Here is a 13,929-nt window from a genome sequence, read left to right as displayed (position 1 = left end):
AGTGGTGTATTGCCATAACCACATATCTAATGATTAGAAAATCATAGGATGAAATTAATTCTCCCTAATCGCACTTATGAAAACTACCTACTGCTTAACTAGCTATTTAATTTAAACTCTTAGAACAAAATTAGTGTATGAAAACAAAACAAAAACTAGTATTTCTTTTAGTCACTTTCATTTCCTTTGGGGCTTTTGCACAAAACCAGGTTAGTGGAATCATAACAGAAAAATCTACTGGGAATTCTATCCCCAGAGTTAATATTATTATTAAAGGAACAAGCAATGGAGCTGTGTCGGATTTCGATGGAAAATATAGTATTGATGCAACTACCGGAGATGTATTAGTATTTTCTTATTTAGGATTTAAGAATTTTGAATTAGTTGTTGATGCTATTGTTATTAATATTGTATTGGAAGAAGATGCAGCATCATTAGACCAAGTAGTTCTTATTGGGTACGGTACAACAACCGTAAAAGATGCTACTGGAGCTATAGAAAAAGTAGATTCTGAAGATTTTAATCAAGGAGCAATTTCTTCTCCAGAACAATTAATTACAGGAAAAACCGCGGGAGTTAATGTAATTCCTCCAGGAGGACGACCAGGACAAGCAGGAACTATTAGTATTAGAGGAGGTAACTCTTCTTTATCTGCAAATAATAGTCCATTGGTAGTAATTGATGGAGTGCCAATAGATCAGGGAACAACAGGAGGTAATGGAGTATCGGCACTTAATGCTATCAACCCTAATGATATAGAGAGTTTTGTAGTGTTAAAAGATGCATCATCTACCGCTATATATGGATCCAGAGCTTCAGCTGGTGTTATATTAATTACTACCAAAGGCGGAAAATTAAGCTCTCCTTTTAGAATACAAGTAAATACTACAGGTTCTATAGGAATGGTACAACGAAAAACAGATGTACTTAATGCTGATGAATATAGACAAGTGGCTGCTAATAGTCAAAATGCAGCATTAATTCTGCCGTTATTAGGAAATAGTAATACAGATTGGCAGAATGAAATCTTACAAGAGGCAGTTGGTACGGATACTAACATTACACTCACACAAGGTTTTGGCAGTACATCGTATAGAGTTTCTGCAGGATATACTACACAGGAAGGCCTTGTGAAAACTTCTAAATTCGAACGTAGTTCTGCTTCTATAAATCTGCTTCAGAAGTTGTTTGATAACAGTCTATCTGTAGATATAAATATTCGTGGAGCACTTACTCAGGATGATTTTGCAAATGGAGGGGCATTAACAGCAGCAGCACAATTTGATCCTACCCAATCCGTATTTAGTGGATCTAATCAATATGGTGGATATTGGGAATGGTTACAACCTAATGGTAATCCCGAACCACTAGCTCCAAGAAATCCTGTTGGATTGTTACAACAGTTAACTAACATTGCAGAGACAGAGAGAGCACTAGGAAATATTAAATTTGATTATAACGCTCCATTTTTAGAGGGACTGAATGCCAATATAAATTTTGGATTTGATTATAATGAAGTAAGTGGTAAAACAAATACACCTGTATCTTCTGCTTCAGGGTTTCTTTCTCAAGGCACCTTAGGTGATTATGGAAGTATCAGAAGAAGTACATTAGTTGATTTGTTCTTAAACTATAAAAAGGAAATTGAAAGTATACACAGTAATATTGAATTAACTGCAGGACATACATTTCAGAAGTTTTATAGAAAAAATTACAATAGTACTACGCCAACAGTAGGAGCACCTATAGAAAATAGCTTTGCCACACAAAACGCATTAGAATCCTATGTTACTCGATTGCGATATTCTTACGATAGCAGATACCTTTTAACTTTAAGTTATAGATCAGATGGGTCCTCTCGATTTAGTGAAGACAATCGTTGGGGTAATTTTTATGCAGCGGCACTGGCCTGGAATATTTCTGAAGAAAATTTTCTAAAAAAATCTGAAATCATTTCCAATCTAAAACTACGGTTAGGATATGGAGAGACGGGTCAACAGGAAATTGGTGTTGATTTTGGATATTTACCAGTATATGTAAACGGTGCGGATAATCAACAATACCAGTTGGGTAGTACATTTTATAATACGGTACGTCCACAAGGATATGATGAAAATATAAAATGGGAAGAATCTGAAACTTATAATATTGGTTTAGACTATGGGTTTCTAAAAAATCGAATTTCTGGAAGCATAGAATATTTTACTAGAGAAACTAACGATGTATTAAACTTAATCCCAATACCATCGGGAACAAATCTGACCAACCAACTAACAACAAACATTGGAGATTTAGAGAATAGTGGTTTTGAGTTTACTATAAGCTCTGATATCATCAGAAAAAAAGATCTAAACTGGAATGTAAGTTTTAATGCATCTTATCTTACTAATGAAATTGTAAAACTGAATATTGTAGATGATCCTTCATTTATAGGTGTTCCAACTGGCTTTATTGCAGGAGGTATAGGAAATACAGTACAAATACATAGAGTAGGTTCTCCACAACGATCTTTTCTTTTATACAAACAAGTATACGATAACAATGGAAGACCCTTAGAGGGTGTTTATGAAGATATGAATGGAGATGGGGTGATAAATACAGCAGATTTATATGTAAATGAAAGCCCAGCTGCAGATTATTTATTTGGTCTATCTTCTAGTACTAGTTATAAAAATTGGGACCTGAGTTTTACCATAAGAGCTAGTATAGGGAACTATGTCTATAACAATGTAGCATCCTCAACAGGAAATGAGTTTGGGTTACATTCTTTAGGAACGAATAGAAATGTTCACGTTTCTATATTGGATACCGGTTTTAGAAATAACCAATTATTATCTGATTATTACCTAGAAGATGCCTCTTTTTTAAAAATGGATAATATAACCTTGGGATATGATTTCAAGGACCTGATACAGGATGATAAAATCGGTTTAAGACTACAGCTAACTATGCAAAATGTTTTTACCATTACTGATTATGATGGTATTGATCCCGAAATTCCGAATGGGATTGATAATAACTTCTTCCCAAGACCTAGAAATATAGTGTTTGGAGCTAATATGAACTTTTAAAAAAAATGAACATGAAAGCAATTAAAATATTAAATAAACTAACGAATATCTCTGCAGTTCTGATACTACTGATGCTATTGGTTTTAGCTTCTTGTGCTGATGAACTGGACTTAGAACCATTAAGCGCTCAAACATCAGAAGTTACTTTTGAAAACCCGGAAGCATACAAACAGTTTTTAGCTAAGATTTATGGTGGTATTTCTCTAACAGGACAGGATACCAGTGGAAATTTTGATGACATAGCAGGAATCAATGGTAATTTCTCGAATTATTTACGCTTGCTATTTACAACTCAGGAACTAGCAACGGATGAGTCGATTATTGCCTGGAATGATCAGACAATTCATGATATTCACAATCACGTATGGACATCTTCTGATATATTCATAACTGCAATGTATGCAAGAGTTTATTTTCAGGTAGGACTGGTTAATCAGTTTTTAAGAGAAACAGAATCTGGTGTACTTGATGAAAGAGGTAATGTGGATGCCACATTAAGAGAAGAAATTGCAGGATTTAGAGATGAAGCACGTTTTATGAGGGCTTTTAGCTATTGGCATGGAATTGATATGTTTGGAGATATTCCTTTGGTTGATGAGAATGATCCCGTTGGAGCTTTTTTTCCTGAACAAATGTCCAGAATTGATATGTTCAATTATATAGAGTCCGAATTGTTAGATATTGAAACGAGATTACCAAATCCTCGTCAGAATGAATATGGTAGAGCTGATAAAGGAATTGTATGGATGTTACTAGCAAAATTGTACTTAAATGCAGAGGTGTATACAGGTACAGGAAGATATACAGATGCTTTTGAGTATACGAATAGAATCATTAATGGCGGATATGGTTTAGTATCTAATTATAATTATCTATTCTTGGCTGATAATGATCGGAATGGAGCAGAAGCTGAAATTATATATCCAATACTTTTTGATGGAATTGCTAATGGATCTTTTGGAGGAGCAACATATTTAGTTCATGCCGCTATCGGTGGAGATATGAATCCCGCTGATTTTGGAGTGAACTCGGGATGGGACGGTCTTAGGAGTACCAGTGCTTTCGTAGACAAGTTTGATGATATCTCAGGAAATACAGATACAAGAGCAATGTTTCATACCGGTGGTCAAACGTTAGAAATAGAGAATCCATTTGATTTTAGACAGGGATATGCAGTAACCAAATATCGTAATGTAGATGTTAATGGAAATATAGGCTCTGATGCTTCAGGAAATAACGTAGATGTTAATTTTCCAATGTTTAGATTGGCAGATGCGTATCTGATGTATGCCGAGATATTTCTTAGAGGCGGCGGCGGAGATGCTAATACTGCAATTGGATATATCAATGATCTAAGAGAACGTGCGTATGGTGATCCTAGCGAAAATATTTCTATAGCGGATCTAAAATTAGATTTTTTATTAGATGAAAGATCCCGTGAATTATACTGGGAGTGCCATCGAAGAACTGATTTGATTAGGTTTGGACAATTCTCTGATCAAGGAATATGGCCCTGGAAAGGAAATATAGCTGCAGGAAGAACTACTGAGAAATTCAGAGATGTATATCCAATGCCAAGCGCAGAACTTAACGCAAATCCTAACTTGATTCCAACTCCCGGTTATTAACTAAATAGTATTAAATTATGAAAATTATATATAATAAAATAGTTATCGTATTCATAGCATTGCTATTCGCGATATCGTGTAAAGATAATGATGATCTAATAAAAATTTCTCCAACGGCATCCACGGGATCTGCAATTTTGTCGACAAATAGTATTGTATTAGATAGAAATAATGAAGAAGATGAAGCGCTAACAATCACTTTTCAAGAACCAGATTTTGGATATGATTCGGGTTCTATTGGTTATCAATTGTTATTTGATTTAGCAGATGGAGATTTTAGTTCAGCTGAAATTAAAGCAGTTGGGAATAATTTTTCTACAACTTTAATTACTTCAGAGTTGAATCAAATATTAATTAATTTAGGAGCTAATTCTGGAGAAGCATCAGAACTTTCTGTAAAAATAGAAACGGTACTATCAGGGGATACTAGCTGGTTTTCTGATGTAAGCAATCTAACAGTTACACCTTATGCATCGGCATTAGATTTATCATCCAGATGGGGACTAGTGGGTAGTGCGACTATAAATGGTTGGGATGGACCCGATATGCCATTTTATCAATCTACTGATGAAAATGATCCACAAGGTACTTTTGTTGCGTATGTAAATCTTACTGATGGAGCAATTAAAATTAGAGCAGATAATGTCTGGGATATAAATTATGGAGATAATGAACCGGATATTACCTTAGAATCCGGAGGAAATGATATTATTTTATCTGCCGGAATTTATAAAATAGTATTCAATGAAAATTCATTAAACTATTCAGTAGAACCTTATTCGTGGGGGTTAGTTGGAGATGCTACTGTGAATGGCTTAGATGGTCCAGATATGGTATTGACCTATGACCCCTTATTTGATGATTGGAAAGCAGAAGTAACACTTCTTGAAGGAAGCTTAAAGATACGATTCAATAATCTTTGGGATATAAATTATGGTGATGTAGATGATGATGGGGTATTAGAACAAGGAACACTAAATAATAATATTCCAGTTACTGCGGGAGACTATTTGATAATTTTTAATCCTAGAACATTAGAATACAGTTTAAAATAAAATTAACTAGCTAAAAATAACATAGTATATAAGTGAGGTTTTCATCTTTTAATTGTTTTAGATAAAGCCCGTTTGTTTGTTCTGAATTAGTTTTTATTTCATTTCAACTGAAAAGGGGCTAGAACCACATGGTCCCTTTTTTTAAAATAGATTATTATCATATTTTATAAAACTATAAATGTTTAAAATAGTAACTTTTATAATTATTACTTTTCTATTTCTTGTAAAAAGTAGCGGGCAGGAAGCTAATTTTTCTGAAGAATTATCATATCTAAAAAAGCAAGGTGCTGATCCAATTTCTTATTTGATCAAAAAATTCAATGATTATGATTTTGTAATTCTAGGAGAAGATCATGCTATTAAGGATAATCTTGATTTTATAAAGGAATTAATACCCGAATTGTATGCCGCAGGTGTATATACCCTAGGAATGGAATTTGGTGCTTATGAAAAACAATCCGTTGTAGATTCATTAGTCCAGTCCAAAATATATAATGAGCAATTGGTAAGAGATGTAATGTACTTCTATAATGTAGGTTGGGCATATAAAGAATATATGGATATCTATAAAACTGTTTGGAAATTCAATAAAAACCTACCTCTGAAATCTAGAAAATTTAGAATACTTAACATTAGTTATCAATATGATTGGAGCGAATTTTTTGATATTCCAACACCAGAGAATATGTCCAAAGTATTTCATAAGGGACCACCAAATATGTTTAGAGCAAAAGTAGTAGAAATGGAAATAGCTAAAAAAGATGATAAAATCTTATTATTAGTAGGAACACCTCACGCTTTTACTAGGTATCAACAAGCATCTTTATCTGTTAATAGTGATAGTTTTTGTATCTACGATAACGGAAGTCTTGGAAACAGATTATATAACAAATATCCCTCTAGGGTTTTCTCTATTTTCTTGCACGGTCCTTTTTATAACAAACCGAACAAAACACCTTTTATGTTATCACCAGCCTTCGATAATATTGAAAAAATAGCTACTCTATATAATAACAAATCGGTGGGTTTTGATTTGCGAAACACACCCTTTGGAAACCTAAGAGATAATAGTATTTATGAAACTTGTTATCCACGTTTTAGATTGCATCAACTGTTTGATGGTTATATTTTTTTAGTACCATTCGAAAAGATGAAAAGCTGTACGATAGATATTGACTTTTTCAAAGGTAAAGATTGGATCACAACAAAAATGCACCTACCTGATCCACATTGGCATGAAGAGGTAAATAGCTTTGATGAATATTGGAAACAAATAAGGAATTATGGAGATATAAAATCTCGATATAAAACATTGATTAATAAATAATAATATTCTTATGAAACAAATTATAAGAGGTATGCAAATATCAATTTATGTAATACTCTTTAGCGTAGTTGTAGTTGCACAAGAATCAAAAAAAATTAAAATAGGAACAGAATATACTATCCAGTCAGAAATTCTAAAGGAAAAGAGGAGCTATATTATTAGTCTTCCAGCATCATATGATAATACTAAGAAAACCTATCCGCTATTGGTACTTTCTGATGGGGATTATAGATTTTTATATACATCTGGACTTGTTGAATATTTAAGTAAAAAAAATAGAATACCTGAAACTATTATAGTAGCAATACCCAATATCGATAGAACCAGAGATCTTACGCCAACAAATATTATTTATGCTAATAATAGCGGTGGAGGTAAGAATTTTTTAGATTTTATAGAAAAAGAGCTTTTAGCAGAAGTAGATAAAAAATTTAGAACTAACTCGTATAGAATACTTACAGGACATTCATTGGGAGGGCTTTTTGCAGGTTATGCTTATCTATCAAATAGTACATTTAATGCTTATATAGCTACAGATCCAAGTTTTTGGTGGGATTCTCAATTATTAGTAAAAAAGATTCATCCAGATCTGGTAAAGAACATCAAATATAAACCTATTTATATTTCTAGTGCAGATAATTATAAAAGTAACCCAAAAGGTGTTAGTGCTATGCGTAATGCTCACGAACTCTTTAGTGTTACATTAAGAAAACATGGAGTTCCAAATTCTAATGTAAAACTTGAATATTTCGAAGATGAAAATCACGGGACATCTGCTTATAGAAGTCTATATTATGGATTGCTTTATGTGTATGATTCTTTAGGATTAAAAAATACAATTGAATAATAACAGCGGTTGAAAAGGAAGTATTATTTCTTTTCAATTTATATACATAGAATACATGCATCTACATAAATTACTATTAGGCTTTGCATTCTTGATAAGTACAATTTATATTTTTGGACAAGAGGGTAAAGGAATCTACCTAAATACATCAGAACACTCAGTATTTTCAGAATGGGTATATAAAGAAATGCATTATACCGTGAGTCTTCCGCCTTCTTATGAAAATAGTACTACTTCAAGTTATCCCGTGATCTTTCTTTTAGAAAGTGATTATCATTTACATTATACAAGTACAACAGTTGAGGTAATGAGTAAGGAAGGTCAGATACCAGAAATGATAATTGTAGGGATTCCAGTATATGACAGTAAAAAAAAATACTTTATAGAGGATGAAACGTTAAGCGAAATCGACCTTAAGATACGGGATAATATCAGGATGAATGATAAAAAATTTTTTAAGTTTCTTGAAAAAGAATTACTTCCTGAAATCAATAAAAACTTTAGGACTAAAAAATATAATCTATTGGTTGGCAATATATCAGATGGTCTTTTGGTTACCGAAGCGTATTTAAATAATAGTATATTTAATTCATATATAGCTATAAACTCAGGTTTTTGGAAAGAGGATTTATCTACAATTAATAGGATAGATACTACGTTAACGAATGCCATAAAAAAGAAACGGTTTTATTTTTCTGGTTTCGATAATGTAAAAAGTGCAAAGAATACAGAGGTCGATATCAGAAATAACCAAGAATATCTATATTCATTACTTAAAAACAAAGGGATACCCTATAGTAATCTAAAGTTTCAGGTTTTTGGCGAAGAAAGTAATGAAAGTATTTCTTTAATAAGTTTATACCACGGACTTCGATTTATTTTTGAAGATTATGTATTGCCAATGTCAGCTGATATAACTATAGATGTTGTTGTTAATCATTATGATACATTGTCCGAAAATTTAGGAGTTAGTTTCTTACCTCCCGAAAATGTGGTGAATATGATTGCCTGGACTAAATTTAATGGAAATGAGAGAAAAGAAGCTTATAAACTTTTTAATTTGAATATTAGAAACTACCCATTATCTCATACCGCATACGAAATGCAGGGATATGCGTATAACAATGAAGGTAAGTATAAAGAAGCCATTATAAGTTTTGAAAAATCTCTGAAAGTAAATGCTAATAACAATGAAAGAATTGTAAAGTTGATAGAAGATCTTAAAACAAAAAAATAATAATATCATTTATAAAAATGATATTGCTTCTATGTGTAAACAGGCAATATAAAGTCTAATAGTACGTATCAATTGACCTAAGCTCAAAAGAGGAAAAAAGATTCGAGGGTTTTCTCGATAGCGCATTGTGAGTTTGCTATTAGAATCGAGTTAAAGGTCATAATATAAGATTTGTAGTAATGAATACGGATACCTATAACCTCCGAACAAAAAAAACCTTATGGTTTTGAAGGCTTGATACCTACATAATGTATTATTAATCGGGTTAAAGAATATAAAAGAATCCAGATATAGATCATATTTTTGTTTTAGGTCATAAGCCTTATTATGTAGACGAGAAAACAGAAACAAGGCATAAGGGAATTCCTGAGGGGCCAGTTCTTTGGCCGGAACTTCAAAAAAATAAAGCCTTAGCGATGTTGTCAGCTTACGTTCATGATTATCAGCGTATGCAACCAAAGGGTAAGGGCACCTATCAGATCATAGCAGGAAACTGTGGAAGTGATGGTTCTGCTGATTTTTTTTCTATAGTACGATTCATATTATGAGTAGTGGAGAGATCCAGTTTATTTCTAGAGGGTTTGATAAAGGAAACCCTTATTATCAGGATGTGTCTGGAAATCTTATGAAAGTACAAGATAGTGCAATACTAAGTTGGTCTAAGAATGCTAATCCGTATCAAAATAATAAGGAAAAAGTCAATTTTTGTAAAATAACATCAATTTTTATAAAATGGGATATCAATGTTCTGATTAGATTTGTGTTAAATGAAGATAAATAGCATATCTCAATTAGCATAAGTCTAAATCTGTAATATCTAAGGTTTTTATTGTATTTTAAAAGAAGTATGTGATACTATATCAGCTAAATACAATGAATAGAAAGAGGTTTTTTATAAAATTAAGAGCAATATTAATACTAGTTTTTTTTTATCAGGCTTCTGGATTTTGTCAGGATGGTAAATCTATAAGAGAACGTATTGATAGTCTACAAGTTCTTTTGCAATCCAAACAATCAGATAGCCTACCTATTTTCATAAACCTGACGGATTGTTATAATAATCTCCAAAATGATTCCGCTAGTATTTATATAAACAAATCCCTATCTGTATTAAATACAGTTATTTCTGATAACAAGAAACTTTATGAAGTACTAACACAAAAACATTTGTTCTTTGTGCAAAAGTATGCAATGGATAGTATAAAAAAGATAAACTTTAAGAGATTAAATATTGCTAATGGAATTGAGGATGATAAACTAATTTTTGATTGCTATAGCGATATTGCAGCATATCACGTTGTAATGAGAAGATTTGATTCAGCAACTTATTTTTTTGATAAGGCTAAATTGATTTTACCTGAAATTAAAAATAAGGAATCGATAGCAAGCTATTATACAAATTTAGGAATGTTTAATGCAGAAAAGGGAGATTTTGATCCTGCAATTAAAAACTACATAAAAGCTTTAGAAATACACGAGAGCATTAATGACATATTTGCACTTGCTTCCATATATAATAGTATTGCTGTCCTGTCTTGGCATACAAGCGAAAAGGAAAAAGTTATTTATTACGTAAAAAAATCACTTCATTACAGTAGGATAATAGGAAACGAAGGACTCATTTGTACTAATTTGTATAATTTGGGTAGTTGTTATCTAGAATTAAAGAATACTAAAGCTGCTTCAAAATTTTTAAATGAGGCTTTAGTATATGCAAATAAATTAAGGTTAGATTATATGAAAGCTGATATATATAATAACCTGGGAGCTATTTCTGTTTTAGATAAAAAAGATTATGCAACGGCTATTATATATAATAAAACTGCATTAGGGATTTATAAACAAACAGGTGATGAAAAACGATATATATCCACGTTACAGAATTTATCAAAACATTACCTTCATAAAGGCAATTATGAGAAATCTAAGGCGATAATTGATAGTGCTATAGTATTATCAGATCAAAAACAAATTATCGAAGAAAAACCAGGTCTATATAAATTGTTGTCTGAAATTGATTCTACTCAAGGAGACTACCTTTCTTCTCTTACTAATTATAAATCATCCATACGAATAATGGATAGCTTAGAGAAGGTTAAAAATGCTGATAATATAAAAGAACTCCAGGTTAAATTTGAAACTTCTGAGAAAGAAAAAGAGATTACTAGTTTAAATAGTGAAAATAAAATAAAGGAATTAAGAATCATACGCCAACGATATCAAAACTATATTCTGTGGGCAATTTTAGGAATGTCAATTATTGCTGTAGGAAGTATGCTTTTTCAATACAGAATAAAGAAACGTAATAATAAACTATTGTCTATTAAGAATGAAGAGATAGAGGAGAAGAATCAGATCCTGATAGATAAAAGTGCTCAATTAAAGAAAGCATTAGGAGAAAAAGAAGTCTTACTAAAAGAGGTACATCATCGAGTAAAGAATAATCTGCAGTTAGTTACAAGCATATTGAATCTACAAGCAGACCGTCTTAATGATAAAAAAATTGAAGCTTTTGTAGAAAGAAGCCAAAGTAGGATTACGTCTATGGCATTGGTACATCAGATTCTATATTCTAATGATAAAATTGAACGAATAGATTTTCACAAATATTTATTGAAATTAGTAAAAGCAGGATATGATTCCTTTGACCTTAATGATCAAAGAATAAAATATAGTATAGATGCCGAAGAATTTTATTTTCATATAGATACAGCAATACCCTTGGGAATTATCGTTAATGAATTGGTACATAATGCTTTTAAATATGCTTTTAAAGGAAAGAAAGCAGGGGTATTAGCAATTACAATATATAAAGAATCAGAAAAAATTGCGATCCTCATAGAGGATGATGGTATTGGGATTTCGAAAGAGGATGCTAATAAAAAATCTTCATCTTATGGTCTGAAACTGGTAGCTTTATTAGTAAGGCAAGTAAATGGGAAAATGATTGTAAGTCAAAATAATGGAACATCGATTAAAATTTTATTCGAACCTTAAAAAGCGTAAAACAATCATGTCTAAAAAAATACTAATTGTAGAAGATGAGTTAATCATAGCTGCAGACCTAGCACGTATTCTAAAAAATAATAACTGGAATCCTATAGCAACTTGTACTAGTGCTGAGGAAGCTTTGGAAAAAATAATGGTATTATCTCCAGATATGGTACTCATTGATATTAATTTAAGAGGAAAAAAGCTAGGAACTGATGTTGCTAATTATTTACTAGAAAAGGATACCATTCCTTATATTTTTATCACATCGCTTTCTGATAAGTTAACATTGGATGAGGTTAAGAAAACCAGACCTATGGGGTACATTATTAAACCATTTAAACCGGAAACTATTATTTCTACTATAGAAATAGCTTTTTCTAATCATAAACACAGAAAATTAGACCCAGTTCGTAATTCTGAAACTCCAGCAAGCGATGTTCCATTTAAACTTAGGAAAGTAACAGATTACATTGCTAATAATTTAGATAAAAAATTAGTAGTAAAAGAATTATCCGAAATGACGGATTGGCAACAACATCATTTTATAAGAAATTTTAAAACCTATATCGGTTCTACGCCTTATCAATATATATTAGAGCAAAAGATCAGTAAAGCAAAATCATTACTTACCGAAACAAATCTACCAATATCTACAATTGCCTATGATTTAGGATTTCAGAGTCATTCTAATTTTAGTGTGACTTTTCAGAAAAGTGTAGGGACAAATGCAGAAAATTATAGACGAAGTTTTAAAAGTAGATAATTTTAGTCTTTTAAATTTGAATTATTTTTTTTTCAATAATCCATTCTTTTTCAGTTTAATAAGGACATAAGTAATGTAAAGATTAGCGCTCGTTAAATACATTAAGGTATATAATTTAGTCATTTATAGTAAAGCGCACACAACTTTAATAAACTCTTTTTTAATACAATAGCATAAATTTGTAATAGAAATATTTCTAATAAAACAAGAAATTTTAATAAGTACAGAAAAAGCTATTATCTGATCAGTTTTCTAAATTATTATTTTTTGTAAACTATTAAAATAAGTTAAAATCTTAAAACCAAAAACAATGATAAATTATAAAAAAATTTTTTATTTAATGTCGTGTGTACTAATGTTATCATTAGGTATTACATCTTGCGAAAGCGAAGAAACGGAAACAAATTCAATTGAGGCTCAGATTGAAATCGATGATAAGGCTATTGAAAGCGATCCAGATTACTTAGCATTAGAAAAATTACTTATCAATAATATTTCTTTAGTTCAGTCTTCTTTAAAAAGCAATAATGTTTCTCTTGTAGAATATAAGAAAGTTATTATAGCTAAAGATGAGGAAAAAATGCAAGAAATTTTTAATAATAATCAGGTGAAAATTTCAGAGAATTTTCTTTTAGCAAAAATGCATTATGAAAGTTTAATTTTAAAATTTCCTCAAATTAAACAAGAAGTAGGAACTGGTGTAGATTATAATAACTTGTCTAAGTCTGAGGCAGAAAATCTATTCCAAAACTTAGATAAATCGGATTTCTTAGATGTTTCTTTTGTTGGGAAAAACAATAGACGTTGTGGTTGGAGATATATTACTTGTTTATTAGCAGTGGGATTACCAGCATGGGCTTGTGTAATAGGTGGTTCTCCTACTATTGTTGTATCTGCTGCTTGTATTGCTGGATATGGTGCTGGTGCTATACTTTGCATGGATTCTTATTGTTGGGTTTTCTAAATAATTCGTAACAAAAATATTCAATCAACGGAGCTGTTTATTT

General features: G+C 31.3%; 11 protein-coding genes. All 11 read left to right on the top strand.

Translation table 11 applies throughout. The features are described from left to right. Positions 1-137: 137 nt before the first annotated feature. The 11 genes from Q0921_RS03710 (at position 138) to Q0921_RS03660 (ending at position 13,886) form a co-directional block, all read left to right on the top strand. Entirely contained in the window at positions 138-3,071 is a 2,934-nt protein-coding gene (locus tag Q0921_RS03710) for a SusC/RagA family TonB-linked outer membrane protein (RefSeq protein WP_299253459.1), read from the top strand. An 11-nt stretch (positions 3,072-3,082) separates the two neighbouring features. Next, on the top strand, positions 3,083-4,699 hold the full coding sequence (locus Q0921_RS03705) for a RagB/SusD family nutrient uptake outer membrane protein (protein ID WP_299253456.1): 1,617 nt from the start codon (positions 3,083-3,085) through the stop codon (positions 4,697-4,699). Between the two features lie 17 nt (positions 4,700-4,716). Beyond that, positions 4,717-5,754 carry a SusE domain-containing protein gene (locus Q0921_RS03700; RefSeq protein ID WP_299253453.1) on the top strand — a complete coding sequence of 346 codons (1,038 nt, stop codon included), beginning with the start codon at positions 4,717-4,719 and terminating at the stop codon, positions 5,752-5,754. Positions 5,755-5,932: 178 nt separating this feature from the next. Further along, positions 5,933-7,081 carry a ChaN family lipoprotein gene (locus Q0921_RS03695; protein ID WP_299253450.1) on the top strand — a complete coding sequence of 383 codons (1,149 nt, stop codon included), beginning with the start codon at positions 5,933-5,935 and terminating at the stop codon, positions 7,079-7,081. 10 nt (positions 7,082-7,091) lie between these two features. Then, a complete protein-coding gene (locus Q0921_RS03690) occupies positions 7,092-7,928 on the top strand; it encodes an alpha/beta hydrolase-fold protein (RefSeq protein ID WP_299253446.1) in 837 nt (278 codons plus the stop codon). Positions 7,929-7,983: 55 nt separating this feature from the next. Continuing rightward, complete coding sequence (locus Q0921_RS03685; protein WP_299253443.1) at positions 7,984-9,165, top strand: alpha/beta hydrolase-fold protein; 1,182 nt, start codon at positions 7,984-7,986, stop codon at positions 9,163-9,165. A gap of 416 nt (positions 9,166-9,581) precedes the next feature. Then, entirely contained in the window at positions 9,582-9,713 is a 132-nt protein-coding gene (locus Q0921_RS03680) for a hypothetical protein (protein ID WP_299253440.1), read from the top strand. Further along, positions 9,710-9,946 carry a hypothetical protein gene (locus Q0921_RS03675; RefSeq protein WP_299253437.1) on the top strand — a complete coding sequence of 79 codons (237 nt, stop codon included), beginning with the start codon at positions 9,710-9,712 and terminating at the stop codon, positions 9,944-9,946. Before Q0921_RS03680 ends, Q0921_RS03675 begins: the two co-directional genes overlap by 4 nt. A gap of 92 nt (positions 9,947-10,038) precedes the next feature. Continuing rightward, complete coding sequence (locus Q0921_RS03670; RefSeq protein ID WP_299253434.1) at positions 10,039-12,162, top strand: histidine kinase dimerization/phosphoacceptor domain -containing protein; 2,124 nt, start codon at positions 10,039-10,041, stop codon at positions 12,160-12,162. A gap of 16 nt (positions 12,163-12,178) precedes the next feature. Then, the gene (locus Q0921_RS03665) at positions 12,179-12,922 is read left to right on the top strand and encodes a response regulator transcription factor (protein ID WP_299253431.1); all 744 of its coding nucleotides are present in this window, start codon (positions 12,179-12,181) and stop codon (positions 12,920-12,922) included. 340 nt (positions 12,923-13,262) lie between these two features. After that, complete coding sequence (locus tag Q0921_RS03660; protein WP_299253428.1) at positions 13,263-13,886, top strand: hypothetical protein; 624 nt, start codon at positions 13,263-13,265, stop codon at positions 13,884-13,886. Positions 13,887-13,929 lie beyond the last annotated feature (43 nt).

This window comes from uncultured Aquimarina sp. (genome assembly GCF_947496855.1).
Lineage (GTDB): Bacteria > Bacteroidota > Bacteroidia > Flavobacteriales > Flavobacteriaceae > Aquimarina.
This window is presented reverse-complemented; position numbering and strand designations above follow the sequence as displayed.